This is a genomic window from Desulfatitalea tepidiphila, from assembly GCF_001293685.1.
Taxonomy (GTDB): Bacteria; Desulfobacterota; Desulfobacteria; order Desulfobacterales; family Desulfosarcinaceae; genus Desulfatitalea; species Desulfatitalea tepidiphila.
The window spans coordinates 132,104-157,049 of the sequence record NZ_BCAG01000005.1 but is presented as its reverse complement, the minus strand read 5'-3'; the positions used below and the strand labels follow the sequence as shown (position 1 = coordinate 157,049).

The following is a 24,946-nucleotide window of genomic DNA, read 5'->3' as shown; positions in this document are numbered from 1 at the left end:
GTGATTTGCCGGTCCGATAGAAAGGGGCAATGGTAAAGTCATGTCGCTCAATCATCTCAACGAGCAGGATCTGCATTACCTGGCGTCATTGGTCGATACGGCGCGCTGTTCGACCGGCGAATCGGCACTCAACACCCACTCCAGGGATCAATCCCGGCACCGACCCGTTCGCCCCGAGGTGGTGATCTGGCCTCAGTCCACTGAAGAGGTCGTGGCGATTTTGACCTATGCCAACGAGCGCCGGCTGCCCGTGACGGGCTGGGGTTCGGGTAGCAGCCTGGAAGGCAACCCCATTCCCGTATGCGGCGGTATCGTGTTGAGTTTCGGTTACATGAACAAAATTTTGAGTGTCCGTCCGGACGACTTCCAGATCGACGTCCAGCCCGGGGTCGTTTACAAGGAGATGAATCACGAGCTGCGTCACAGCGGTCTCTTTTTTCCGCCGGACCCGGGAGCCGGTGCGACCATCGGCGGCATGATCGCCAACAACGCCAGCGGGACGCGCACGGTGCGCTATGGATCGACCAAGGACTATGTCCAGCGCCTGACCGTCGTGCTCGCCGACGGAGAGGTGATCGAGCTGGGCAATCGGGCGTCGAAAAGCTCTTCGGGGTATGACCTGCTGCATCTGTTCGTCGGATCGGAGGGCATGCTGGGGATCGTCACCGAGGCGACCCTGCGGCTGGCCCCCATCCAGGAAGAGTTTGCCTGGGCGGTGGCCACCTTCTCCAGTGTAGAGGCGGCCAGCCGGACCGTCTTGGACGTCATGCGCTCGGGTATCAACCCGGCGGCCATCGAATTGCTGGCGCCTGAATGTATTGAGGTGATCAATCGATGCAAAGGGTTCGATCTGACCGTATCGCCCACGCTTTTCGTGGAGATGCATGGCGCCTCCACCGTGCATCTCTCCGAGGCCATGGATCTGTTACAGGTATTATGCGGAGACCAGGGCGGGATCGATTTCAGACCGGGCCTGGATCGGGCCGAGCGGGATCGGCTGATCGAGGCGCGCCACTCGCTGGGCGAAATGATCCGACAAGTCCACAAAGATCAACATCGCATCGTCATCGACGTGGCCGTGCCCATCTCCGCCTACCCGGAAATGATCGCATTTGCCCGCGAGGCGGCCGGAGAGGCAGCGGGAACCACGGCCTATATTTTTGGTCATGCGGGAGACGGCAATATACACCTGGTCGTGGGGGCCAAACCGGATGACGCCCTCGCGTGGCAGGCCATCGACAGGCTCAACCAGCGTATGGTCATGAAGGCCCTGGAGATGGACGGAACGGCCACCGGTGAACACGGGGTCGGCATCGGAAAACGCAAATTCATGCCGGCCGAACACGGACATTCGTTGGCGTGGATGAAGAAAGTGAAAACCCTGTTCGATCCCAATGGCATATTGAATCCGGGTAAGATGTTTCCGGACTGAAACCGGTGGCGGCTGTTTAAAATTAACAAGGCGCGGGGGGATCCCGCGCCTTGTTTTGTCAGGGGTCAATGAACCATTCGTGAATGGGTCCTATTTAAAAAACATATCCGGCAACCAGGTGGCGATCTTGGGGAAGGCCATGACCAGTGCGAGCCCGGTGCACTCCATGATAGCGAACGGAATGACCGAGCGATAGATATCGCCCATGGTGACCGAAGGCGGCACGATGGCTTTCAGGTAAAACAGGTTGAAGCCGAAGGGCGGCGTCATGTAGCCCACGTTCATATTCATGATGAACAGGATGCCGAACCACAGGGGATCGAATCCATGGGCCTTGATGATCGGCAGGAATACCGGGATGCAGATCATCATGATGCCGGCCGGATCGAGCACCATGGCCAGCAGAAAGACCAGGATCTGGATGAAGATGATGGTGCCCCAGGGCCCGCCGGGTACATACTGCATGATGTTTTCAATGAGGTGCGAGGCGCCCATGCCGTGGTAGGCGGCCGTGAAGCTGTATGCCCCGAACAGGATCCACATGATCATGCCGGTCAACTTGAAGGTGCGCATGCTGGCTTCGAGCAGCAGCTTCCAGGTCAATTGACGGTATACCAGCGCCGAGACCAGCGATCCCAGCAATCCCACGGCCGCGGCTTCGGTGGGCGTCGTGATACCGAAGATGATCGATCCGAGCACGGCGAATACGATGGAAACGGGGAGAATCACCGCCTTGAGGGCTTTGAATTTACGGCCCCAGTCTCCGCGCTCCTCCGGCGGCAAGGCCGGCGCCAGATGGGGTTGGAAATAGCAGCGGATTAGGACGTACGATGACACGATGACCAACAGCAGCAATCCTGGCAGCACACCGCCGGCGAAGAGCCGACCCACCGAATCGCCCGTGATCAGGGCATAGAGGATCATGATGACGCTGGGTGGAATGAGAATGCCCCACCCGCCGCCCGAGTTGATGCAGCCCACTGCCATGAGTTTGTCATATTTGCGTTCCAGCATGGAGGGCAGGGCGATGGCCCCCATGCTGACCACGGCCGCGCCGCTGATGCCGCACATGGCCGCGAAGATGGCACAGATCACCAGGGTCCCGATGACCAGGCCGCCCCGCAGCCCCCCGAACCACAGGTACATCATGTCGTACAGGTCTTTGGCAGTACCCGATTTTTCAAGGATCATGGCCATGAAGATGAATAGCGGTATGGCGACCAGTGTAAACTTATTCATAGCCCCCCAGGTCTGGGCCGCCACCATGAAAAAAGCCTCGGGACCCCAGGTCCACCAGATGAAAAGAATCGAGACGCCGCCGAGGACGAACGAGAGCGGCAGCCCAAGAAAAAGAAACACGAACAGGGCCAGGAAAAACAGGAGGGTCAGGATTTCGATGCTCACAGCACTTCCCTTTCTACCGTTTCAGCGGCTTCGCTGACCGGACTCATGGGTTTCCCATGAATGACGGTGTATATATCGCGGATCAGTTTGGCGATGCCTTGCAGCATGAGCAATATCATGGCCAAAGGTATGCAGAGTTTGAAAGGATAGAGCGGCGGATTCCATGCCGAGCGCGAGTGCTCGAAGTTGGAGAGGGATTCCAAGGCCAGTGAGCCGCCATAGACGAAAAGCATGCCGCAAAACAGGAAAAAAATAGTTGAAGTGAAAATGTCCAGGATGGCCTTCCAGCGATCGGAGAGGGTGGAGTAAAAAATGTCGACATTGACATGCCCGCCCCACCTGAGAATATAGCCGCCCGAAAGAATGACGTAGACACCGAAAACCAGCTGGGTCAGCTCATTGGCCCAGACCGTGGGAGAGTTGAAAAAGTATCTCCGCACCACCTCTGACAAGACTAGAACGAACATGATAAAAACGGCATAAGAGAGAATTTTGCCGATCCAGTCGTTCAAGTTATCGATACATCGTAGCACCGCGTTGATGGTTTGCACCCTCTTTCCTCCATTGAAAAAGGGTTGCCTGGCCTGAGCCTATGTGTGATCCCTACCCGGGCCGAGCAACCCCAACCGATCGAAACACCAAGCATGTTTAAGGGACAAAAAACCAGCCGCGGGCAAACACCCGCCCTTGACCGCAGATGGTGGAATTGAAAGCCATTCGTACCTATCGACCCAAGGTCACGAGAAAATCTTTGAGCATCTGGACGGCCTTGGCGTTCTCCGGGCTGCGTTTGGCCGCCTCATCCCACGTGGCCATGGCGGCGGCTTTCATCTTGTTGTAGTCGGCGTCCGGCAAGGTGGTGACCGTGACGCCCTTTTCTTTTTGAATCTTTGCCAGAGTAATCTCTTCCTGGTACTGATACTGATTGGTGCGCAGCCAGAAGTGCTCCTCGAGCGTATCTTTGAGAATGTCCTGGATATCCTGGGGCAATTTTTCCATGGCCTTGATGTTGACCAGCCAGATATCGGTCTGGGCGAAATTCAAAGGGGTCCGCAGGTGGTACTTGCTCACCTCGTAAAATTTCATGCTGTCACTGCCCTGGACCGCCCCCCAATGGGCGCCGTCGATAACCCCGGAACTCAGGGCGGTGTAGATTTCGCTGCCGGGAAGCATGGAAGCAGCCGCTCCGATGGAAGAGAGATAGACCTGCAGGATGCCTGACGAACGGAGCTTCAATCCCTTGAAATCGTCGATTGATTTGATCGGCTTTTTGCAGGACAACTCGGTGGGGTAGACCTTGTCGGGCACGTAGTAGAGGCCGTGCTGGTTGAAAGAGGCCTGCACCATGTCATCGAACCCCAGCCATTTATTGAAGTAGATGATTTCCCAGACGTTCTTGAAATTCATGGGCAATCCGGAAGCGATGTCCATCAAGGGCACCTGGTCGCGGGGGTAGGCCGAGGAGGTGACGATGATCGGAAGCATTCCTCGCTTGCAGGCGTCGAAGAGCTCTGTGGGGGGAACCAGGGCGGGCGACGGATAGAGCTCGATATCCAATCTTCCGTTGGTCCGCTTTTTCAGCTTTTCCACGACCACCTTGGCGCTGTCTTCGAAGGAGGAGCTTGAGGCGGGCCAGTGGGTCTGCATTTTCCATTTAATGACATTGTCCGCGGCGTCTGCTTGACCGACATTGAAGCAAATCATCGAAAAACAAGCCAAACCGACAATCAATAGACCAAAAATCCGAAACTTCGCTTTCATATCAAATCCTCCTTGTATGGGATGGGGTTGGAAGCATTGTTGTGCACGAGTTTAAAATAGTGCGCGCCACCTCCTTTCGTCGTCAACGGGTTTTCCTATCGATAACCGCACTTCAAAAACGGTCCAAACAGGTGGGGCGACGGGATAGAACAGATGGACGCCCCAATGGGAGAGTGCGCAGCAGGAGCGCATCAAGTCCCGGGGCATCGATTGTTGATCGTGTACCATGCCGTTTTGATCCCTCCGGCAGCGTAACATCCCTAAATGATTTAAATACTGAATGGGGGTCAGCAGTTCGTCGCCTTGAAAAACAGGTAATGGCATCCAGTAATTGATAATGAAAAATTACTATGACAGACGGGTGGTGCGCTGTCAACGGGCAAAAATGTGCCATGTTTAGAATTGGACGATATTACAAACGGTTAAAGAAAATCAGAGAGTGTTTATGTATGATAGGGCCGAACGGTGTATGCTCCTAAAACTAATTGAATCTGTTCTGGAAACGCTTCGGTGGGGGATGGCCTCTCGCATGGATCGGGTCTTATGAAACAGACATGCCCCTTGGCGTACACTGCAGGGGCCAAGGGGCATGCCATGGACCTATGTCAGAGGTGGTGATGGATCAGGCGGCGTTGATCGACTTCTCCGGATCGTAACAAATCCGGCAGCAGTGCAGGCATCGCCCCGCTTCATGAGCCGCGTCCTGTTCGCTGATCACAAGATCGACTTCAATCATGCTGTCGATACGCTCTTTTACTGGCAACTCCGGCATGGGAGTGCGTTTCTTTGTCTCCACGCCGGAAACCGTTTTAAATAGTGATTCGGGAATATGCTTCTTACGCAGGGACTTGGGAGAGGTATGGATCTCCTCTCCGGTCAGGTATTGATGGATGGAGCGCGCCGCGCGCCGGCCGCCGCCGATGGCGTCCACGACCAGCGAGGGGCCTGTGGCCGCATCACCTCCGGTAAATACATCGGGCAGACTGGTCTGCAACAGCTCGGGATCGTTGTCAAAGGTGTTCCAGCGGGTGATGGTCAGCTGCTCTTTTTCAGGCTCCTTTTCAAGGAAGTCGAGTTCGGGCTGCTGTCCGATGGCCGATATCAGCATGTCGATGGGCAGAATGGTCTCCGACCCTTCGACGGGTACGGGACGACGCCGGCCGCTGGCGTCGGGTTCGCCCAACTCCATGCGGAGGTATTCGAGGCCGGTGACGCGGCCCTGGTCGTCGCCCACCACCCGTTTGGGAGCCGCCAAGAACTGGAATTTGACCCCTTCGTGTTCGGCCGCCACAATTTCGACCTCGTTGGCCGGCATCTCTTTGCGGGTCCGGCGATAAACGATATAAACCTCCTCGCATCCCAGACGTTTGAGGGTGCGCACGCAGTCGATGGCCGAGTTGCCGCCGCCGACCACCGCGGCCCGTTTGCCCACCGGGATTTTCTTGTCTGGTGATCCGGCGACCTTGGAGAGAAACTCGATACCTTTCCAGCATCCCTCCATGTCTTCGCCCGGAACGCCGATAGCGTAATCTTTCCAGGCGCCGATGCCCATGAAAATGGCGTCATACCCCTCTTCGCGCAAAGACTGGATAGTGAAATCGCGACCGAGAATATGGTTGGTGTAAGCCTCGATGCCCAGATCGAGAATGCCCTGGATTTCCCAATCGAGTACCTTGTCGGGCAGGCGATATTCGGGGATCCCGTAGCGCGTGATGCCCCCCAGCTTGGGCATGGCCTCGAAGATGTTGACCGAGTGACCGAGGCGGCGCAGGAAATAGGCACAGCTCACGCCGGCCGGTCCACCGCCGATCACGGCCACTTTTTTGCCTGTATCCGGTGCACAGGGGATGGGCAGCCGTTTGCCCGAATTCATTTCCCAATCGGCCACGAAGCGTTTGAGCTGATTGATCGATACCGGTTCGTCCTCGATGCCGCGGCGGCAGTAATCTTCACAGGGATGGGGGCACACACGGCCGCAGGTGAGCAGCAGAGGATTGCGTTCGCGGATGGTGTTGACGGCGCCGGCATAGTCCCCTTTGCGAATACAGTCGATGTACTGCGGGATATTAATTTCGGCCGGGCAGGTCTGCTGGCAGGGAGCCAGCGCATCGTCGAGCTCGTTGAAGTGCAGCAGGCGCTGGCTCATGGTGCGGACGGTGAGAATGCTCTTGGGACAGGCTTTCTCGCAGGCACCGCAACCCACGCATTTGGCTTCGTCGACGACTGGATAGCCGTCGGGGCCCATGTGAATGGCGTCGAACTTACAGGAGCGGATGCAATCGCCCATGCCCAGGCAGCCGACCGAGCAGACCCGCCGCCCGCCGTGCAGATTGGCCAGGGCCGCGCAGGTTTGGGCGCCATCATAATAGTATTTATCGGCGGCGCGATGACCGCCAAGGCAGCTGTTGAGCGAGCGCAGCGGTTCGGCCGTGCCGGGGTCCACGCCCATGATGGCTGCAATTTCGATCGCGGCCTCCGCACCGGCCACGATGCATACACTGGGCGGCGCCTTGCCGGCCACCACCGCATTGGCGGCTGCCGAACAACCCGCGTAACCGCAGCCGCCGCAATTGGCGCCGGATAGGAAGTATTCGACCTGGGAGATGCGGGGATCCTCCCATACGTAAAATACTTTGGAGGCCACACTGAGGACGATGCCACAGGCGGCGCCGATACCTAACATAATGAGAACAGCTTCGAACACAGGATCCTCCTTGGAACCACGCCAGCAGGTCGGATTGAAAAGGGCATTCTCTCATGTGCAGGTATGAGTGCCCTCGTCGTCTCTCCTGCCAAGGTTCACTGTGCAAATAGTGTGCGATTATTCCGGCAAGGTGGCCAGCCAACCCTGGCAGCCTTGCCCCAGTAACACAAAAACCGTTCGGAACTTATCGCCCTGAACGGTTCATGCGGAAAACAGATGCCCCATTCCGATCCGGGCAGGTGCCGTGGATTAGACCATTCCCCGGAAAGCATAAAATGTCAAGGATATGATGCCGGCCGTGACCAGTGCGATGGAGGTATCCTGCAAGGGACGCGGCACCCGTGCCACCAGTATCCGTTCACGGGCACCGGCGAACAGGATCAACGCCAAGCCGAACCCCGCCGCGTAACCGAACGAAGCGATCAAGGATTGCATGAAGCTGAATTCTTTGTCGATATTGAGCACGCAGACACCAAACACAGCGCAGTTGGTGGTAATCAAGGGGAGGAAGATGCCCAGACCGGCGTAGAGGGCCGGAATGCTCTTTTTAAGAAACATTTCCACGAACTGCACCAGGGAGGCGATCACGAGGATAAAGGCGATGGTGCGCAGGAATTGCAGCTTGAAGGGAACCAGCAGCCACTCATACACGATCCATGTAATGACTCCGGCCATGACCAGCACGAAGATAACCGCCATGGCCATTCCGACGGCCGTTTCCATTTTCTTAGATGTGCCCAGGAAGGGGCAGTTGCCCAGAAATTGCGCCAGCAGAATGTTGTTGACAAAAATGGTGGCAACGATCAGCTCAATATATTCCATGGTAACTCCTCAGACTACTTGCTCGGGATAAGGTTCATCACGCAAAGCATCAACCCCAGGGCGATGAACGCCCCTGGTGCCTGGACCGCAAAAGCGAATGGTTCGAAGGATGCGCCGAAAATATTGGGGATATCATACGGCAACAGGCCGAATACGTCGCCTTTCAGGCTTCCCGTGCCCAGCAACTCACGAACGGCACCCAGTGCGGCCAAAGACAGGGTGAATCCGATCCCGATGCCCAGGCCGTCGGCCGCGGAGCGGACCAATCCGTTTTTGGAAGCAAAGGCTTCGGCCCGTCCCAGCACGATACAGTTGACGACGATCAAGGGGATGAATACGCCCAAGTCGAGATAGAGGGTGTATGCATAGGCCTGCATCGTCAGTTCCACGATGATGACGAACGACGCGATGATAATGATGAAGCAGGCGATGCGGACCTTGGATGGAATAACCTTTCTGAGTGCCGACACCAGGATATTGGCGCAAAGCAGCACGAAAGTGGTGGCCAGACCCATGCCGATACCGTTTTTCATCGATGTGGTGACGCCCAATGTCGGGCAAAGCCCGAGGACCAGCCGAAACGGCGGGATCTCATTCCAGAGGCCTTTGGTAAACTCAGCAGCTAACGATTTGGCCATTTCAGAAACTCCTCTTATTTTTCAAGGCTTTTAAGCTGTTCCAGGATCTGGGGTTTGAGCTGTTTGTACGCTTCGATGGCTTGCATGGTGCCTTTGCAGACGGCTCGGGAAGTGATCGTGGCACCCGAAATGGCGTTGATATCCCCACCATCGTTGGTGACCTTGATCTCCTGGTCGATGGTTTTGCCTTTGAATTGGGCAGCGAAAGAGGGGTCGGCCTTGGCGTTGCCGCCCAGGCCCGGCGTCTCCTTGTGGGTGGTCACGCCGATGCCCTTCAAGGTATCGTCGTCGGTGTTGATGGCCACCATCAATCCCATCTTATCGGCAAACCCGTTGACCTGCGTTTCCATCGCAATCGTTTTGAGCTGGCCATCGAATTTGCCGACGAAAATCGTTTGCTCGGTCTCGCCGGAGGGTATCTTGAATCGCTGCTCGATGGGATTGTTTTCGGCGCCTTCCATGATTTGAAGGACCGTGGGACCTTTGACCAGTTGCATTTCCGCATTTTCGATCGCAGGCTTGGTAAATCCTTCATACCATTTCAAACCACCACCGGAGATGACGCTCAACACCGTAAGGACGACCACCATTTTGATCATTTCACCCATTTTAGGCTACCTTTCCAATTGCTTTGGGTCTGATCTTGTCAACAAGAGGATTTATCAGATTGATTACTAAAATGGCATAGATGATACCATCCGGGTAAGATCCGATGTTTCGGATCAGAATGGTCATGATTCCGCCAAGGGCGCCGTATAAGAGCATAGGAAGGGGATACACGGGCGACGTCGCGTCTTCCGTGGCCAGGAAGAAGGCGCCGATCAGGGTATAGCCGGTCAGCAGGTGGAACATGGGACCCGCGAATCGTTCCGGGGCCGCCATGTGAAACAGCGTCGCGGTGATGAAGAGCCCCAGGATAAATGCGAAAGGGATTTCCCATCGCACGAAACCCCGAATGATCAGATAGAGGCCGCCGATGATCAATGCCAGTCCGCAAGTGCTGCCGATGCCGCCCACCTGTTGCCCGAGAAACAGCTGGGTCAGGCTGTACCCCTGAACCACCTCCGGTCCGAAGGCCTTCAGGGCCACCAGTGGGTGGGCTGCATTGAAGTCGAAATTGAAATGGACCAGTTGAGCGTCGAAATCCAGGTGGTTTTTCCAGGAAATGGAGATGATCGCCAGGGCGAGAACGGCGGGATTGAACGGGTTGCTGCCGATGCCGCCGAAGATCTGCTTACCGATGAAGATCGCCACGAAGGTGCCGGTGACGACCGCCCACCAGGGGAGGGTGGCCGGCAGCAGCATCCCGAAGATCGTGCCGATCATCACCGCGTGGCCGTCGCCCAAGGTATTGGGACGCTTGGCGATTTTGGTGTAGATCAACTCCCAGCCGATCGCACTGGCAATGGACATGGACATGACGGCCAGGGCCGGCACGCCGAACACGGAGAGGCCCATCAGGATCGCGGGCAGAGCGGCGATGATGGTGTTGTAATGGCGCGCGGGTACCGCTGTGCCGATGTGCCAGAAGGGGGCATGGGAAACAAGGAGTTTGTTCTGACTATTCATTCTCTTCCTCCGCCGGGACTTCACGTGCGAGTTCGAATTTGGCCAGCTTGATATACTGGAGGATGGGGATACGGGCCACGCACACGAGGCTGCACAGTCCGCACTCCACGCAGGAATACAGGTCGTAAAGATTGGCACCTTCCTGGTATTGCCCGGCTTCCAGATATCGAACCAGGACGTTGACGCCCACATTGGCCGGACAGATGCGAACGCACTCTCCACAGTTGATGCAGGGGTAGTCGCTGGACAGCACGACATCATGGCTGTCCTGCACCAGAATCGCATCGGTGTCGGGCAGGACCGGCAACTCCTCGGAGTATACGGCCGTTCCGGTCATGGGACCGCCGAAGATCAGGCGGTCACGATCCGCCAGGGTGATGTTCATCGCTTTGAGGAGGTTACCGACGGGGGTGCCGATCCGGGCCGCAAAGACTTTTTTCTGCCCTTGCTTGTCCACCACCGTGACGATTTTTTCCATGGGTACGCGGCCGTCGGTTACGGCTTTGCCGATGGAAGCCACCGCTTCGGCGCGCATGAAAACCACGCCCTGGCCTTCGAACGTCTGGCCCTGCTCGAGGATCCGTCCGAAAAGCCGGTAATAGATCATGAGCGGCTGCCCCTGGGGATAGCTGTTGGGCACCGCGCGCACGTCGGCACCGAAGTGGCCGTCGAAATTCTGAAAACTATCGCCCGGAACCATCATGATGATCCGTTCGACGCCGGTCACCTTTTTAAGCGTCTTGATTCCTTGCTCGATGGCCGCCGTCTGGCTTTTAAGGACATAGAGGTTGGTGTCCACCAGCAGATCCGTATCGCCGCCATAAATGACGATGGTTTCGATCGGCCTTGTGGCATTGGCAATCGTTTCCAGAGGCGGTGCGCCGGGTGCGCCGGTCAAATGCGCCGTCAGGGCTTGCAGGGTGAGGTCGCCGCGCGTCTCGGCGAACTGTTTGTCCCAATCGTCTTTTGGGTCCACCGCTATGGCAATCGCCGTGAATTTGCGGCCATAATCGCCGAGGTGGGCGCTGATTCCCGTTATCGTGCCGGTCACGCTGGAGACCACGGCCGGGCCCGGATTTTCATCCCAGGTCAACCGCTGGCCGGTGCGGACTTTGACCCCCGGTTTGAGGATCGGCGATGGATTGGGGCCCATTTCCCGGGGAAGCAACAGGGTCACAGTCGCCGGTTGGGTAGTGATGGCCGGACGGGGGAGTTTGGTGCTCAACAACTCGTATTGGAACTTGGGTTGGGTGTAGCCGAAAAACGGTTTGGATAGCATGGCTTAACCTTTACTGGGCTGCGACGGTAAACAGTAAACGGATGAATCCATCATGGCCTTTGAAAAACGACAGTTCTTTTACAGAACGTGGCATTTGGAACAATTTTCAGCACCTGCCCCCGGTCCGGCGCCATACTGTTCATGGCATTGGATGCATTGCTGATGAAACGCATCGGACCGTTTGAGAATGTCCGGGGATTCGATTTCCGAAGCATCTCCGTGACAATCAAAGCAGGCCTGGGGGTATTCGCTGACCTTTTGCCCCGTGGCGTGGCACAAACCACAGGCTACAGGTTCGATCTCTTCGCCGAAATGGGCGTGGTGGCAATCCATGCAATCGAGTGCGTATCCCTTTACGGTGGCATGGGTCTGATGATCGAAGAGAACTTTGCCGGCATTGGTTTGATACATCAGGCGGATCGGCTCGGGGGGTTTCTCGATGGGGAATGCGGCGTAACAGACAATGGCGATGAGCAGTAACTGAATGGCGACGCCATAGACGATCATTCGGTGCTTCTTGGAAGTCATCTGCGCAAGTTCCTTACTCTATTAAATTTATGAAAAAAAACGGACACCGAGCGATTGAAAACCAAGGCACTCGACTACCATAACGGTATGGGCCTTTCAAGTCTTTTATTGCAATATGGATGAAATAATTGAATATAATAGCAAATTTGGCTAATGAAAGCAGCACCCGGTTCGTTGCATTTTCATAAGGTGCCACGGGGTGCCGGGACCCCGATGGAATAGCAAAAGGAAAGCCTGGCATGCAGACGGAATCCGCTTTTTCGCCGCTGAAAAATTTTACCAGCGATCGTCTCTGTTTTGCCTGCGGGAAAGACAATCCCTTCGGCCTGCACATGACCTTTCTCACGGACGGCCGCATCGTCGCCTCCGAAGTGATTGTCCCTTCATACATGTGCGGTTGGGGAGATCTCGTTCATGGTGGTATCATCGCCACGTTGCTCGATGAGACCATGAGCTGGACCGCGATTCACCTGCTGAAGCGTTTGATTTTGACGCGCACCATGGAGATCGAGTTCATCCAGCCGGCGGCGCCCAATACCCCCCTGCGCACCGAAGGACGCATCGAGCGGCAGATCAAGAACACGGAAGCCGAGGTCGGCGCCGTTCTTTACAACTCCGAGAACCAGGTCTGCGCTCGTGCCAAAGGCCGTTTCGCCCTGCTGAGCGCCAAATTGATGCGTCGGATGAAGATCATGGACGATCGTACGGTGGACGATTTCGCCCGTTGTTATGAGCGGGATTGAGCCAGAGGAGAGGGGCTTACGCGCTTTTCAGTAAATCTTGCAGCGTCTTGACCTGAAGCGCCGACGCCTGAATGCCGGCTTGCCCGAGCAGGTGATGGATGCCGGCCCGGCCCGAATGGCTGCCCAAAATGAAACGGCGGCGCCTTCCTATCTGTTTCGGCGGAAAAGGTTCGTATGTGTGCGGGTCTTTGAGCAGGGCGTGGCAATGGACGCCCGATTCGTGGGAGAAGGCCATGTCGCCGACAACCGGCTGGCCGGGCGCGATGGGGCGTCCGGAGACCTGGGCCACATGCCGGCTCAGCGGAAGAAGCGACTCGCCGGCAATGTCGCAAGAGAGTTCTGGGTGTTGTTGCAGGACCATGGCGATCTGTTCCAGGGCGGCATTTCCGGCGCGTTCGCCCAGGCCGTTGACCGTCACGCTTATGGCGTCGGCGCCGGCCTCGGCGGCAGCCAAGGCGTTGGCCGTGGCCATCCCCAGGTCATTGTGCCCATGGAATTCCAGCGGCAATCCGGGAACGGCCGCGGCGAGAGTCCGGATCAACGGCGATATCGAGGAGGGCCGGGCGATGCCCACCGTGTCGGCAATGCGAAGGCGACAGACCCCCGCTCGTGCGGCCGCCCGGGCGACCTGGCTGATCCAGGCCGAATCGCTGCGCGTGGCGTCCTGGGCGCCCAAGCTGACCGCTTCAAACCGGTCCAGGGCCGGGGGAAGAAGTACGCGTAATTGATCCAACACCCAGGCCCGATTCTTTCCCAGGGCCGACAAGTGGATGTCCGAGACCGGCAGGCTGATATGGATGTTGCTCGCTCCGCAGCGTTCGGCCGCCATCAAGTCCTCCACACGGGCGCGGCACCAGACGCTGATAGGGCACGCCAGGCCCAGGTCGAGAATATGCCGGATATCATCCTCTTCCTTAGCGCCAATGGCCGGCGTTCCCACCTCGAGTTCGTCCACCCCCGATCGTTCCAGGGCCTTTGCAATGGCCAGCTTGGCTTCCCGATCAAAGGCAACCCCGGGTGCTTGAGTCCCGTCGCGCAGGGTAGTGTCGATGATTGTTATCTTTCGGGACATGATGGTATCCGGCATGGAGGTGTCCCCCTCATTTCGGCGGACCTCCTTCGCAGGCAGATCATCCGGGTCGGCAGCCATCCGATGCGGTCGTAGAAATCAAGCGCCGCGAAGTTGGTGCGGTCGGCCAGCAATTGCATGCGGGTGACCCCCCGCTCGATCCCCCATCGTTCCAGGGCGTCTATGATTCGCCTGCCGATGCCGTTTCGGCGCCATCGGGCGTCGACCACGATGTCTTCGATCAGGGCCGCCGCACCGCCCTCGGCCGTGGAGATCAATAGTTGGGCGCTGCCCATGCCCACGACCGTCCCCAGCGCCTCCGCCACCTTGACGCAGCGGTGTTTGCCGCACCCGTCCAACATAAGCTCCAGACCCCGGCGGTGGCGCTGGATGTCGATCCTGAAGTCCTTTTCGATGGCAAACAGCTGGTGAAGCAGTGCGACCATCGTTTCGATGTCCTCCATACCGGCATCGCGGATCGTCACAGGCATATTCCCGCTCCCTGGTCGTCGGCAAGCGGTCTTCCGAAAGGCGTTCCCGACTTGCTCTTCTCCGGATCTGCAGCCACCGGCAAAGGCCCGGCCCATCTTGTCTTGTCCCTTACAAAGGCGGCCACCCGTTCGTTCATCGCCAGCAGGTTTTCAATTTGGTCGTCGTCCACGGTGCACCTGGAATCGGCGTCGAGGGAGCACAGGTCCTGAACCCGATTCATCATTCCGACGGCCGTGGTCAGGGATGCCCCCATGGGACACAGTCGGTCGGCCTCGGACACGATGCCGGACAGGGTGTGATCCATGGGCATATGCCCCCGATGCAGACATAAGCCGACCAGCAGCTTTTCTATGGACAGGCCGATCAGGTTGAAAACGAGTTCGTTGTTGAATACGGTTTTGCGCTGGTGCCCATTGCGTGCGGTTTTCAAGTATTGATGCCCCTCGTGGACAAATGCCGACCAATCGCTCATCGTTGCACCTCCAAAGTCGATAGTCTCGTGACAATGCGTTGCCGCCAAAGTTTGGCCTTTCGGGACCATATACGGCGCTGATCGCCGGTCGTCCCAACCGGACCTCCAACCGGATCCTTTATTGGATCAGGAATTTCTCTGCCACGGCATCGTCTTCGATGGCATCGAGGATTTCGTCCACCACTGCTTCGGCTTCCACTTTGCCATACCAGTGGCCCTGGGGGTAGACGACCAGGACCGGGCCGTAATCGCACGCCTTCATGCAGCCCGTGCTGGTGATCTGGGCATCCATGCCCCGGTCCAGGATTTCGTTTTCGATATAGGCCAGCAGATCGGTGGATCCTTTCTTGTGGCAAACGCCCTTGGCGTCTCCATCGGATCGAAAACTGGCACAGACGAAAATATGGCAACTCGGTTTGTCCATTGGAAGTACTCCTTTCATGAGGAAAAAACTTCATTTCAAACTTCAAACTTTACACTTAAAACTTCATGCCCCGCACCCCATCATGTCCCCGCCGCACGAGGCCCCGCAGGCCCGTGCCTTGCGCACGGCCAGGTCGCTGAGGCTTTCGCCGCTGTAGACGCGCCGAACCGCCTCGTCGATGAGCCCCTCGCAGGTGTAGATGTCGATCCCGCTGTCGGCCAGGGTGTTGCGCGGGTTCTCCCCGATACCGGAAACCAGCAGGGCGCGGCAGTCTCCGAGCCGGGCGGCCATCTCTTGCCAGCGCACGAGTCCGCTGCCGGCCGCCGGGGTCGGACGGGCTTCGATCAGGCCGATACAGCCTTCGGTGGGACCGTAAATGAGCAGCCGGTCGGCTTCGCCTAAATGACGATTGACCAGCACGCCCTCCATGGAAGCCACCGCCACATAGGGTCGGTTGGAGAGCTGCGTCCCCTTGTCGGGCAGAACCGACAGGTGTTGGCAATTGTTCAGAGTCTCCATCAATGACCGGGAAGGCGCTTCTCCGAGCAGACCCACGGCATCGGCCCGGCAGCGCGTGCAGTGGCGCATCTGGCGGACATATTGTCCGGCCTGCTCGCGGATGACGGCGACGCGCTCTTTTGAAGGTTCTTCGAGATGCTCGAAAGCGCTGCCCGGGCAGGGGAAGTAGGGCATGGCATTGAACAGGTCCACCCCCAGGGCGCCGACGCGCCGTGCCACCTCGACGATATGCGTCTCGTTGATGCCTGGCAGGATAATGGCATTGACCTTGACCAGGATGCCCATTTCCTTGAGGGCCGTGATGGCCGCCAACTGCCTTTCCAGGAGAAAGGATGCGCCCGCCTCCCCGCTGATGACCCGTTTGTCGATGCGCATCCAGCTGTAGATGTTGGCGCCGATGGCCGGGTCCACGGCGTTGACCGTGACCGTGACATGGCTGACCTTCAGGCGGTGCAGCGCATCGATATGGGGCAGCAGATTCAAACCGTTGCTGGCCACGCAGAGCATCATGTCGGGATAGCCGGCGCGCACCCGTTCGAAGGTGTCGAGGGTCTGCCCGGCATTGGCGAAAGGGTCGCCCGGGCCGGCAATGCCCACGACTTTGATATTCGGTTTTTTCCTGAGCACGGCCGCCAGATAGACCATGGCCTGTCCGGGCGAGAGCAGGGCGCTGGTGACGCCGGGACGGCTTTCGTTGACGCAGTCGAAGCGGCGGTTGCAGAATTTGCATTGCATATTGCAGCGGGGCGCCACCGGCAGATGGACGCGTCCAAAGGTGTGATGGCTCTTGCGATTGAAACAGGGGTGTTGTTCGAGGTTCATGGGCAACCACCTTTCCACATTACATGTAAGTGTAGCCGATCGGCGATGCGTCCTGGCGGCGTTCGATCAGGGTGTTGGCCAGGCGGTCGAAGAGTGCCATGGCGCCTTCGTAGCCCACATGCAGCAGGCGCGATCCGCCCATGCGGTCATGGATGGGAAAGCCGATGCGCACCAGGGGAATTCCCAGGCGGCGGGACATGGCGTAGCCCTTGCTGTGCCCGATGATCAGATCCGGGCGGGCGGTATCCACGGCTGTTTCGATGGCGGTGAAATCGGCATCCTCCAGGATGGCGGTTTCGGCGTGCCAGGAGGCCGGTATCTGCGCCCGAATCGCTTCGGCCAGGTGCATGCTGCGGCCGCCCGAAGCGCACACCACCGGGTGAATGCCGATTTCGGCCAGGAATCCGGCCATGCCGGCCACCAGATCCTCTTCGCCATAGAGGGCCGCACGCACCGTGTTGACATATTTGTGACCATCCACCAGGGTGTCGAGCAGCCGGCCGCGTTGTTCGGCGTAGCAGCCGGGCACCGGACGGCCGCTGATTTCCGCGAGCGACTGAATCAAAACGTCGGTCTGGCGAATACCGATGGGCATACCCAACCGGAAGGGGCGGACAGCGAACCTCTGCTGCAGAAAGCTGGCGGCCGTCTCGCGGGCCATGGCCAGGGAGCCGCCCAGCTCGATGGAGGCCTCGGCTGCGCCGGCGGCGGCGATGGCATCCACCGGGGTTCCACCTTCCGGCACCCGCTGATAATCCTTCCAGAGCCCGCCATCCAACGTTTCGCTGTAGTCGGGCAGCACCACGGCCTCAAGGCCGAATGCCGCCGTCATCTGTTTCAGATGCCGGATGTCGGCCGGCGAGAGCATGCCGGGAAAGAGGTTGACCCGGCGGGCGTCCCCCCGGCGCTCGTCGCCGGCCAGGGCCGATACCGTGGCCCATACGGCGCGATGGAACCCCTCCATGTGGCTCCCCTGGTAGCTGGGTGTGCTCACATGAACGATGGGCGGCAGGGTCTGGCCGGTCTTCGACCTTCGATATTCCTTGATGAACATGGCCACGTCGTCGCCGATGGTTTCGGAGAGGCAGGTGGTGGCGATGCCCACCAGGCTTGGCGCATACTGATGTCGCACGTTCTCCAGGGCCAGCTTCAAGTTGGCGCCGCCGCCGAAGATGGCCGAGTGTTCCGAAAAGTTGGAACAGGCGATGTCTATCGGCTCTTTATAGTGGCTGATCAGGTAGCGGCGGATGTAGGTGCTGCAGCCCTGGGAGCCGTGCAGCAACGGCACCGCGCCTTGAATCCCCTTGAAGACCAAAGCCGCTCCCAACGGCGCACAGAGCTTGCAGGCATTCTGGGTGGCCTCGGCCGAAGGCGTCACCCGGATACGATCGAGGAGACAGGCTTCCTTGGTAATCGTGGGTGGCATGAGGGGCCTCCTTTACTCTTGTTTGCTTCTGAAGGGTGCGAAGCGCCACACCGGGCTCGTCACGGTGGTGTGAATCTCCCGGGCAAGGTGGAGCATGCCTTCGAATCCCGCCAGGGAGATCTTGCGCTCGTGGTTGTGATCGCAGAAGCCGATGCCCAGCTTGAAAGCGATGGGGCGCTCCTTGACACCGCCGATAAACAGGTCGGCTCCCTTTTCGATGACATACTTAGAAAGTTCCAGGGGATTGGCATCGTCCAGGATCACGGTATCGGGATCGCACATGTCGCGCAGGGTCTGGTAGTCGTCGCTGTTGCCGGTCTGCGAACCGGCCAGCACGACCCGCATTCCCAGTAGACGCAACGCCTTGATCAATGAAAACGCCTTGAAGGCGCCGCCGACATAGATAGCGGCGCGCTTGCCGGCCAGGTCGGCCTTGATGCGCAAGAGCTCGGGCATGATGCCATTGACCGCATCGCGTACCAGTGTTTCGGTCCGTTGCTGAAGGGTGGGATCGAACCTGAAATACGCTGCCACGTCGTACAATGCCTTGGCCATGTCTTCGATGCCGAAATAGGAGGCGCGGATAAAGGGAATGCCATACTCGGCCGTCATCCGTTCGGCCAGGAAGGTCATGGCGCCGGAGCACTGCACCACGTTGAGGGCGGCGCCATGCGCCCGGCGGATTTCGGATACACGGCTGTCGCCGGTCATTACCGACAGCACCTGTACTCCCATCCGCTCGTAATAGTCCCGGATCGCCCAGGCCTCGCCGGCGATATTGAACTCGCCCAGGATATTGATGCTGGACGGCTGAATGCCGGCCGTATCGCCGGTGCCCACCAATTTGAAAAGTGCATCGCAGGCCGCTCTGTAGCCGTCCTTTTTGGTGCCCCTGAATCCCTCCGAGTGGACCGGCAGGACATCGATCCCCTTTTCCCGGGAGACCCGGCGGCACACCGCTTCGACGTCGTCGCCGATGATCCCGACGATACAGGTGCTGTAGACAAAGGCGGCGGCCGGCCGGTAGGCGTCGATGAGATCGCACAACGCCTGATAGAGTCGTGTTTCACCGCCGAATATGACCTGCTGTTCCCTCAGATCGGTGGAGAAGCTCATGCGGTGCAGCTGCGGACCGGAAGAGAGGGCGCCGCGAATGTCCCAGGTATAGGCCGCGCACCCGATGGGCCCATGGATCAGGTGCAGGGCGTCGGCGATGGGGTAGAGCACCACCCGGGAACCGCAGAAGACGCAGGCGCGCTGGCTGACGCTGCCGGCCAGGCTGTGCCGGTCGCAGGCCATGTCGAACGGCCGGCCGTCCTTTGCTTCACCCTTCTCATAAATCTGCTTTTCGCGTTGTTTTAGAATGGGGATGGGGGTCATGGAATTATCCTTATGGATTTTCTGTTATGCGTAGGGGGAGGAGGAGTTTAAAGTGTTAAGTTTTAAGTGTTAAGTTTTAAGTGTTAAGTGAAGGTATGCTATCGATTAGGAAAATGGTCCAACGGGAATTTCTGCCTAAAAGTACTTTTGATTGACTTTTTCCCTCTCGAGATGTCCGAGCCTTCATTCGGAAATTATCATATGTGAGGATGCGAAATCGTTCCGCCTTCAATGGAGATATGCGGTCCAAGTCACTGCGAACGCCGAAGACAAGCTCTCAAATGATAGAATTCCTTCACTTTAGACTTTTCACTTTAAACTTTAAACTCTTCTTTATAACACCAATTCAAACTCGATATCCGAACTGTCCCGATCCTTCCGGTCGAGGAGTGCATCCAGAATCTTCTCCAGTAACCTCAAGGCCCCCCGGTAGCCCACCGAAGGGAAGTAGCTGTGCCCCATACGGTCGAGGATCGGGAAGCCGAAGCGCACGAAGGGTATGTCTTCATCCCGTGCAATGTATTTGACATAGGTGTTGCCGATGAGCAGGTCGATCGGTTCGTTTTTGATCCACTGGTGGAAGAGATACATGTCGCCGGGTACCTTGATCCGGACCTCTCCGGGCACTTCGGCTGCCGCCTCGCGCAGGGATTGCTCGAACTTTTTTCCGGCCGGTGAGCCGGTGACCAGGTAGACCGGGCGCATATCGAGCGAGGCCAGGAAACGGGTCATGGCGAGTAGTTGATCCGGGTCGCCCACGATCCCCACCCGTTTGCCATGCAGGTACTGGTGCCAGTCGGAAATCGCGTCCACCAGCTGACCACGTTCGAGGGTGATCGACTCGGGGACATTGACGCCGGCCATGCGCCGCAAGGCATCGATGAACAGGTCCGTGTCGATCAAGCCGACGGGCAGGTTGAGCGTCCGGCAGGGCACTTTGCATTTGCTGTCCAGCGCCAGGCCGGCCGGCGAGGAGGCGAGGTTGCCCAGGGCGATGGTGCCCGAGCTCGATCCGCTCTGGCGAAGTTGTTCGACGGTGACGCCGCCCTCCGGAAACATTTTGTATTTGCCGGTCAGTGGACCATTGAGTACCCCCGGCGGTGTCGGGGAAGATGATCGAGGCGATCCCCATCTCCGTGGCCAGGCGCCGGACTTCGGACATGTCGGCCGGTTCGACGTATCCGGGGATCAGGTTGACCACTTTGCTTCTATGGCCGTCGTTTTCCGCAAAATAGTCGACCATGGACTTGGTCATGCTGGCAAAGCCGGTCACATGGGACCCCACGTAGCTGGGGGTGTTGGCATGGAAGACGTATTTGCCTTCGGGTATGCGGCCGTCGGCCCTGGCTTTGTTGATGATCTGGGGGATGTCGTCGCCGATGGTTTCCGACAGGCAGGTGGTATGCACCGCGATGACATCCGGCTCGTAGACCGAAAAGATGTTGTCGATGGCCTGCAGCAGGTTGGCCTGGCCGCCGAACACCGAGGCGCCTTCGGTAAAGGCGCTGGTGGCAGCCATGACCGGCTCCTTGTAGTGCCGGGTGAGGGTGCTGCGGTGGTAGGCGTAGCACCCCTGGGAACCGTGGCTGTGGGGCAGGCAGCCATGGACCCCGAGGGATGCATACATCGCCCCTATGGGCTGGCAGGTTTTGGCCGGGTTGACAGTGAGCGCCGAGCGCTCCTTGATGTCAGGGGTGGTATGTCTGAGCAGCATATGAACTCCCTATTTTATAGAATCGGCAGGATATCTTCTCTTAAGACTTAAGACGTTCCACTTCATACTCCCGCACGGGGGGCTATTCGAAAGCATATTTGGCGGCCAGTTCGGGGTTTTCCTGCCAGGGGGCCTTCAGATAGCGCCATACCCGGCTGTTCACCATGCGGTCGATTTCGTAGTAGAAATTCATGGCACCCCTGAACCCGGCGTAGGGTCCGCCGTAGTCATAGCTGTGGAGCTGTTTGAGGGGAATGCCATGCTTCTGGACCGCATATTTCTCCTTGATGCCGGCGCAGAAGATGTCGGGTTTGAACATGGCGATCAGCCGTTCGGTCTCCCATTGGCTGATGTCGTCGATTACCAGGGCGCCCGCGTCCATTTCGGGCATCATGCCTTCATACCCGCCGAAATCGAGGCCTTTTTCCATCAGCCGGTCGACTTCATCCGGGCTCTTGCGCGGACGAAAGCGGGTCGCATCCGGTTCGATTTCCAGCTCCTCGATATTCCGGCTATCGGCATCCACCTTGATGGTCGGCAGGACCGCCCGCCCCTCGTAATCGTCGCGATGGGCGAATTCATAGCCGGCCGAAAGCGTGCGCATCCCCAGTTCGCGGAACAATTCCTGGTAATGATGGGCCCGGGAGCCGCCCACGAACAGCATGGCGCGTTTGCCCTCGGTGCGGGGCAGAACCTCGGCCGCGGCCGCCTGGACGGCTGGCAGTTCGGCGGCAATGACCGCATCGACCCGTTCGGTCAGCTGGGGATCATCGAAATATTGGGCAATCTTGCGCAGCGATTTGGCCGTGGCCTCGGCGCCGATGAAATTGATCTTGATCCAGGGCAGTCCGAACTTGGTCTCCATCATCTCGGCCACATAGTTGATCGAGCGGTGACACATGATCAGGTTGAGGTCCGCGGTATGGGCGTTGGCGAATTTGTCGATGCTCGAGTTGCCGCTGAAGGTGGAGATCAGGGTCAGGCCGCAGGCATCGAAGATGCGTTCGATTTCAAAGGCATCGCCCCCGATGTTGTACTCGCCGAGAAGGTTGATCTTGAATCGGCCATCGTGAACCGTGTCGTCGGTGCCCACCACGTGGGTGAAGATGCCGTTGTTGGCGATATGGTGGCCGGCCGATTGGCTGACCCCCTTGTATCCCTCGCAAGAGAAGCCGAAGATGTTGATCCCAAGCTTGGCTTTCATCTCGCGGCAGACCGCGTGCACATCGTCGCCGATCAGTCCGACCGGACAGGTGGAAAAGACTGCGATGGCCTTGGGATGGAAGTTGTCATAGGCCTCCTGGATGGCGCGTTTGAGCTTCTTTTCGCCGCCGAAGATGATCTCCTCTTCCTGCATGTCGGTGGTGAAGCAGTAGGTCATGAAGTTGTGGCCGTCCGGTGTGCTGTCCGGATCGGTCTGGTTGCGCCGGGTGAGCCAGCTGTAAAATCCGCAGCCCACCGGGCCATGGGTGATATTGACGATGTCGCGCGTGGGGCCCAGCACCACGCCCTTGCAGCCAGCGTAACAGCAGCCGCGCTGACTGATCAGGCCCGGGACGGTGCGCACATTGGATTGAATGACCGGCACCGTGCCGTCTCCTTCGACGCGGTTGACGACGATCTGCTTGTCACGCTTGCGCGCCACCTTGGGCGGATACTTCTCGATGAGTTTCTTTTTCACCTCCCGGACATTCAGGCCGTCCAATTCACAGGCGGCATCGTCGCAGGTGGGGGCTTCTTTATTGGCGGGTATGGCAGCCATAGGGTTCTCCTTGTCGATTTCTATTCGTTCGCGGTCTCTTGGCGTGGTACTGTCCCAATGTCCGTCAAATGTCGTCCAAGACCGCGTCGCCGCGTTCGCCGGTACGCACGCGGACCGCTTCCAGGCAGGGTGTGACGAAGATCATGCCGTCTCCCGACTTGCCGGTCTGGTTGACCTTGATGATCGTCTTGACCGTCCTGCCGACCAGCTCGTCCGGCACGACGATGAGGATGGCCCGCTTGGGTATCAGGCGCTGGCTCTGGCCCAGTTGGGAGATGGCCTCTTCATATCCGCGCTCTGCGCCTTTGAGCAGTTGCAGATCGACGATGCCCTTGCCTCGTCCAAGGGCGTCGCGGGCCGTGATCGAGGGCAGCCCGACCTCCGCAAGGGCGCGTTTGGTCTGGTTCATCTTGTTGAGCCTGACGATGGCGAGGATCTCTTTCATATCTTCACCTCTTCGGTGGTGCCGTCTTTGTTTTCCTTGACGCCGGAACTGATGGTGTAGGATTCCAGGACCGGAACGATGAAAATTTTTCCGTCGCCGAAGGCGCCCTTCTCGCCGGTGCGGGCCGCTTTGATGATCGTGCGGATGACAAACTCCTTATCCTGGTCCTTGATCACGGTCAGCAGCAGTTCTTTGGGAATCTCGTCATAGGTGATTTCGCCGATCTTGATGCCGCGCTGCTTGCCGCGGCCGACGACCGACATCTTGGTGACACCGGGAAAACCGGCTTCCATTAAGGCCGCCAGCACATTGTCGACCTTTTCCGGGCGGACGATGGATCGAATCATGAGCATGGGAATCGTCTCCTATCATTTTGAAGAATGGTTATGCGGCAATGCCGTAATCGATCAGCAGTTTTTCCAGTTCGTCGATCTTCAACGGGGTCGGAATCACTTTCATGTCGTTGCCGTCGATTTTCTTCGCCAGGGTCCGGTATTCATCGGCCTGGGGATGACCGGGATCATAGTCGATGACCGTCTTGCGGTTGATTTCGGCCCGCTGTACCATGTTGTCGCGGGGTACGAAATGAATCATCTGGGTGCCCAGCTTGTCTGCCAGGGCCTGAATCATCTCCTGCTCGTTGTCCACCTTGCGGCTGTTGCAGATCAGCCCGCCCAGTCGGACGCCCCCGGCCTCGGCGAACTTGACGATGCCTTTGCAGATGTTGTTGGCCGCATACATGGCCATCATTTCTCCCGAGACGACGATGTAAATCTCCTGGGCTTTGCCTTCCCGGATGGGCATGGCGAATCCGCCGCAGACCACGTCGCCCAGGACATCGTAAAAGACATAGTCCAGTGCTTCGCTTTCGGCATAGGCGCCCAGTTGTTCGAGCAGGTTGATGGAGGTGATGATGCCGCGTCCGGCGCAACCCACACCCGGTTCCGGGCCGCCCGACTCGGTGCAGAGCGATCCGCCGTAGCCTTCCTTACGGACATCTTCCAACTCGACATCCTCGCCTTCTTCGCGAAGGGTATCGAGCACCGTGCGTTGGGCCAGTCCGCCCAGCAACAGTCGGGTCGAGTCCGCCTTTGGGTCGCATCCCACCACCATCACTTTCTTACCCATCTCGGCCAGGCCGGCCACCGTATTCTGGGTTGTGGTGGATTTGCCGATGCCTCCTTTTCCATAGATGGCGACTTTTCGCATGTTCTTTCTCCTTTTGGTTGATGCGCGATGCAGCCTTCGCCCTATCCGCCGCATGCGGTGTCGTTTGACCAGCAGTAAACCAATAAACGTGCCAGCCTTGCGAACCGCCCTGAGAATTCTTCAAAAGCCTTTGGAGCAGAGGGGAATTGGCGGTTCGACCCCTTACATCGACGGACAGTGCCGGGTGGATTCACACTTTTGATCGACATTTTTGAAGGGATCTACAATTGTGTCGACATTGGACGCATGGGGCGGAACGGCATGGCCGGGCATGATTCCATCCGGCTTGGGTGGGATTGCGGACGGCTGACATTCCCCTGGTCATTTTGGGG

Annotated in this window: 24 protein-coding genes and 1 pseudogene; 2 read left to right on the top strand and 23 right to left on the bottom strand. The window is 58.3% G+C overall.

What is annotated here, in order from left to right:
- The first annotated feature begins 40 nt into the window (after positions 1-40).
- Positions 41-1,432: an FAD-binding oxidoreductase gene (locus tag DFT_RS18530; RefSeq protein ID WP_054032761.1), complete on the top strand. Its 1,392-nt coding sequence runs from the start codon at positions 41-43 to the stop codon at positions 1,430-1,432.
- A 90-nt stretch (positions 1,433-1,522) separates the two neighbouring features.
- Here the strand turns inward: DFT_RS18530 and DFT_RS18525 are convergent, their stop codons facing one another.
- The 10 genes from DFT_RS18525 to DFT_RS18480 form a co-directional block, all read right to left on the bottom strand.
- Positions 1,523-2,836, bottom strand: a complete 1,314-nt coding sequence (locus tag DFT_RS18525; protein ID WP_054032760.1) for a TRAP transporter large permease — start codon at positions 2,834-2,836, stop codon at positions 1,523-1,525.
- Positions 2,833-3,387, bottom strand: a complete 555-nt coding sequence (locus tag DFT_RS18520; protein WP_054032759.1) for a TRAP transporter small permease subunit — start codon at positions 3,385-3,387, stop codon at positions 2,833-2,835. Before DFT_RS18520 ends, DFT_RS18525 begins: the two co-directional genes overlap by 4 nt.
- A 172-nt stretch (positions 3,388-3,559) precedes the next feature.
- Positions 3,560-4,597 carry a TRAP transporter substrate-binding protein DctP gene (gene dctP / locus DFT_RS18515; RefSeq protein WP_054032758.1) on the bottom strand — a complete coding sequence of 346 codons (1,038 nt, stop codon included), beginning with the start codon at positions 4,595-4,597 and terminating at the stop codon, positions 3,560-3,562.
- Positions 4,598-5,219: 622 nt separating this feature from the next.
- Positions 5,220-7,301, bottom strand: coding sequence for an FAD-dependent oxidoreductase (locus DFT_RS18510; protein ID WP_200907093.1), 2,082 nt, complete (start codon positions 7,299-7,301; stop codon positions 5,220-5,222).
- Positions 7,302-7,550: 249 nt separating this feature from the next.
- Positions 7,551-8,123: an electron transport complex subunit RsxA gene (rsxA, locus tag DFT_RS18505; RefSeq protein ID WP_054032757.1), complete on the bottom strand. Its 573-nt coding sequence runs from the start codon at positions 8,121-8,123 to the stop codon at positions 7,551-7,553.
- Between the two features lie 14 nt (positions 8,124-8,137).
- Positions 8,138-8,761 carry an electron transport complex subunit RsxE gene (rsxE, locus tag DFT_RS18500; protein WP_054032756.1) on the bottom strand — a complete coding sequence of 208 codons (624 nt, stop codon included), beginning with the start codon at positions 8,759-8,761 and terminating at the stop codon, positions 8,138-8,140.
- A gap of 14 nt (positions 8,762-8,775) precedes the next feature.
- Positions 8,776-9,369, bottom strand: coding sequence for an RnfABCDGE type electron transport complex subunit G (rnfG, locus tag DFT_RS18495; RefSeq protein ID WP_054032755.1), 594 nt, complete (start codon positions 9,367-9,369; stop codon positions 8,776-8,778).
- A 1-nt stretch (position 9,370) separates the two neighbouring features.
- Positions 9,371-10,330, bottom strand: coding sequence for an RnfABCDGE type electron transport complex subunit D (locus tag DFT_RS18490; RefSeq protein WP_054032754.1), 960 nt, complete (start codon positions 10,328-10,330; stop codon positions 9,371-9,373).
- On the bottom strand, positions 10,323-11,609 hold the full coding sequence (locus DFT_RS18485) for a 4Fe-4S dicluster domain-containing protein (RefSeq protein ID WP_054032753.1): 1,287 nt from the start codon (positions 11,607-11,609) through the stop codon (positions 10,323-10,325). The genes DFT_RS18490 and DFT_RS18485 overlap by 8 nt, the downstream gene beginning before the upstream one ends.
- Before the next feature lie 78 nt (positions 11,610-11,687).
- Positions 11,688-12,137 carry a cytochrome c3 family protein gene (locus DFT_RS18480; RefSeq protein WP_054032752.1) on the bottom strand — a complete coding sequence of 150 codons (450 nt, stop codon included), beginning with the start codon at positions 12,135-12,137 and terminating at the stop codon, positions 11,688-11,690.
- A 239-nt stretch (positions 12,138-12,376) separates the two neighbouring features.
- Between DFT_RS18480 and DFT_RS18475 the strand changes: the two genes are divergently transcribed.
- On the top strand, positions 12,377-12,880 hold the full coding sequence (locus DFT_RS18475; RefSeq protein ID WP_054032751.1) for a PaaI family thioesterase: 504 nt from the start codon (positions 12,377-12,379) through the stop codon (positions 12,878-12,880).
- 16 nt (positions 12,881-12,896) lie between these two features.
- Here the strand turns inward: DFT_RS18475 and DFT_RS18470 are convergent, their stop codons facing one another.
- From DFT_RS18470 to nifH, 13 genes and pseudogenes are all read right to left on the bottom strand, one after another.
- Positions 12,897-13,967 (bottom strand): hydroxymethylglutaryl-CoA lyase-like TIM-barrel protein, encoded by a 1,071-nt coding sequence (locus tag DFT_RS18470; RefSeq protein ID WP_054032750.1) that lies wholly within the window; start codon positions 13,965-13,967, stop codon positions 12,897-12,899.
- A complete protein-coding gene (locus DFT_RS18465) occupies positions 13,937-14,440 on the bottom strand; it encodes a GNAT family N-acetyltransferase (RefSeq protein WP_054032749.1) in 504 nt (167 codons plus the stop codon). Before DFT_RS18465 ends, DFT_RS18470 begins: the two co-directional genes overlap by 31 nt.
- Positions 14,431-14,913 (bottom strand): hypothetical protein, encoded by a 483-nt coding sequence (locus tag DFT_RS18460; protein ID WP_054032748.1) that lies wholly within the window; start codon positions 14,911-14,913, stop codon positions 14,431-14,433. The genes DFT_RS18465 and DFT_RS18460 overlap by 10 nt, the downstream gene beginning before the upstream one ends.
- A 118-nt stretch (positions 14,914-15,031) precedes the next feature.
- A complete protein-coding gene (locus tag DFT_RS18455; RefSeq protein ID WP_054032747.1) occupies positions 15,032-15,337 on the bottom strand; it encodes a (2Fe-2S) ferredoxin domain-containing protein in 306 nt (101 codons plus the stop codon).
- Between the two features lie 63 nt (positions 15,338-15,400).
- On the bottom strand, positions 15,401-16,678 hold the full coding sequence (locus DFT_RS18450) for a NifB/NifX family molybdenum-iron cluster-binding protein (protein ID WP_152972076.1): 1,278 nt from the start codon (positions 16,676-16,678) through the stop codon (positions 15,401-15,403).
- Positions 16,679-16,697: 19 nt separating this feature from the next.
- Complete coding sequence (locus DFT_RS18445) at positions 16,698-18,104, bottom strand: nitrogenase component 1 (RefSeq protein WP_076750789.1); 1,407 nt, start codon at positions 18,102-18,104, stop codon at positions 16,698-16,700.
- Positions 18,105-18,116: 12 nt separating this feature from the next.
- Positions 18,117-19,484: a nitrogenase iron-molybdenum cofactor biosynthesis protein NifE gene (gene nifE / locus DFT_RS18440; protein ID WP_054032745.1), complete on the bottom strand. Its 1,368-nt coding sequence runs from the start codon at positions 19,482-19,484 to the stop codon at positions 18,117-18,119.
- 333 nt (positions 19,485-19,817) lie between these two features.
- Positions 19,818-20,543 carry a nitrogenase component 1 gene (locus tag DFT_RS27040; RefSeq protein ID WP_268750698.1) on the bottom strand — a complete coding sequence of 242 codons (726 nt, stop codon included), beginning with the start codon at positions 20,541-20,543 and terminating at the stop codon, positions 19,818-19,820.
- A gap of 127 nt (positions 20,544-20,670) precedes the next feature.
- Positions 20,671-21,111 (bottom strand): annotated as a pseudogene (locus tag DFT_RS27035) (nitrogenase component 1); the annotation flags it as partial.
- A gap of 169 nt (positions 21,112-21,280) precedes the next feature.
- Positions 21,281-22,960 carry a nitrogenase molybdenum-iron protein alpha chain gene (gene nifD / locus DFT_RS18430; protein ID WP_083453631.1) on the bottom strand — a complete coding sequence of 560 codons (1,680 nt, stop codon included), beginning with the start codon at positions 22,958-22,960 and terminating at the stop codon, positions 21,281-21,283.
- A gap of 64 nt (positions 22,961-23,024) precedes the next feature.
- On the bottom strand, positions 23,025-23,405 hold the full coding sequence (locus tag DFT_RS18425) for a P-II family nitrogen regulator (RefSeq protein ID WP_054032744.1): 381 nt from the start codon (positions 23,403-23,405) through the stop codon (positions 23,025-23,027).
- Positions 23,402-23,758: a P-II family nitrogen regulator gene (locus DFT_RS18420; protein WP_054032743.1), complete on the bottom strand. Its 357-nt coding sequence runs from the start codon at positions 23,756-23,758 to the stop codon at positions 23,402-23,404. Before DFT_RS18420 ends, DFT_RS18425 begins: the two co-directional genes overlap by 4 nt.
- 31 nt (positions 23,759-23,789) lie before the next feature.
- Positions 23,790-24,668, bottom strand: coding sequence for a nitrogenase iron protein (nifH, locus tag DFT_RS18415; RefSeq protein ID WP_152972075.1), 879 nt, complete (start codon positions 24,666-24,668; stop codon positions 23,790-23,792).
- Positions 24,669-24,946: the final 278 nt, after the last annotated feature.

What these genes read in the sequence shown, in the direction of transcription:
- DFT_RS18530 (WP_054032761.1), top strand. Translation starts at nt 41, where the DNA reads ATGTCGCTCAATCATCTCAACGAGCAGGATCTGCATTACCTGGCGTCA.
- dctP (WP_054032758.1), bottom strand. Translation starts at nt 4,597, where the DNA reads ATGAAAGCGAAGTTTCGGATTTTTGGTCTATTGATTGTCGGTTTGGCT.
- rsxA (WP_054032757.1), bottom strand. Translation starts at nt 8,123, where the DNA reads ATGGAATATATTGAGCTGATCGTTGCCACCATTTTTGTCAACAACATT.
- rsxE (WP_054032756.1), bottom strand. Translation starts at nt 8,761, where the DNA reads ATGGCCAAATCGTTAGCTGCTGAGTTTACCAAAGGCCTCTGGAATGAG.
- rnfG (WP_054032755.1), bottom strand. Translation starts at nt 9,369, where the DNA reads ATGGGTGAAATGATCAAAATGGTGGTCGTCCTTACGGTGTTGAGCGTC.
- DFT_RS18490 (WP_054032754.1), bottom strand. Translation starts at nt 10,330, where the DNA reads ATGAATAGTCAGAACAAACTCCTTGTTTCCCATGCCCCCTTCTGGCAC.
- DFT_RS18485 (WP_054032753.1), bottom strand. Translation starts at nt 11,609, where the DNA reads ATGCTATCCAAACCGTTTTTCGGCTACACCCAACCCAAGTTCCAATAC.
- DFT_RS18480 (WP_054032752.1), bottom strand. Translation starts at nt 12,137, where the DNA reads ATGACTTCCAAGAAGCACCGAATGATCGTCTATGGCGTCGCCATTCAG.
- DFT_RS18475 (WP_054032751.1), top strand. Translation starts at nt 12,377, where the DNA reads ATGCAGACGGAATCCGCTTTTTCGCCGCTGAAAAATTTTACCAGCGAT.
- DFT_RS18470 (WP_054032750.1), bottom strand. Translation starts at nt 13,967, where the DNA reads ATGCCGGATACCATCATGTCCCGAAAGATAACAATCATCGACACTACC.
- DFT_RS18465 (WP_054032749.1), bottom strand. Translation starts at nt 14,440, where the DNA reads ATGCCTGTGACGATCCGCGATGCCGGTATGGAGGACATCGAAACGATG.
- DFT_RS18460 (WP_054032748.1), bottom strand. Translation starts at nt 14,913, where the DNA reads ATGAGCGATTGGTCGGCATTTGTCCACGAGGGGCATCAATACTTGAAA.
- DFT_RS18455 (WP_054032747.1), bottom strand. Translation starts at nt 15,337, where the DNA reads ATGGACAAACCGAGTTGCCATATTTTCGTCTGTGCCAGTTTTCGATCC.
- DFT_RS18450 (WP_152972076.1), bottom strand. Translation starts at nt 16,678, where the DNA reads ATGAACCTCGAACAACACCCCTGTTTCAATCGCAAGAGCCATCACACC.
- DFT_RS18445 (WP_076750789.1), bottom strand. Translation starts at nt 18,104, where the DNA reads ATGCCACCCACGATTACCAAGGAAGCCTGTCTCCTCGATCGTATCCGG.
- nifE (WP_054032745.1), bottom strand. Translation starts at nt 19,484, where the DNA reads ATGACCCCCATCCCCATTCTAAAACAACGCGAAAAGCAGATTTATGAG.
- DFT_RS27040 (WP_268750698.1), bottom strand. Translation starts at nt 20,543, where the DNA reads ATGTTTCCGGAGGGCGGCGTCACCGTCGAACAACTTCGCCAGAGCGGA.
- nifD (WP_083453631.1), bottom strand. Translation starts at nt 22,960, where the DNA reads ATGGCTGCCATACCCGCCAATAAAGAAGCCCCCACCTGCGACGATGCC.
- DFT_RS18425 (WP_054032744.1), bottom strand. Translation starts at nt 23,405, where the DNA reads ATGAAAGAGATCCTCGCCATCGTCAGGCTCAACAAGATGAACCAGACC.
- DFT_RS18420 (WP_054032743.1), bottom strand. Translation starts at nt 23,758, where the DNA reads ATGCTCATGATTCGATCCATCGTCCGCCCGGAAAAGGTCGACAATGTG.
- nifH (WP_152972075.1), bottom strand. Translation starts at nt 24,668, where the DNA reads ATGCGGCGGATAGGGCGAAGGCTGCATCGCGCATCAACCAAAAGGAGA.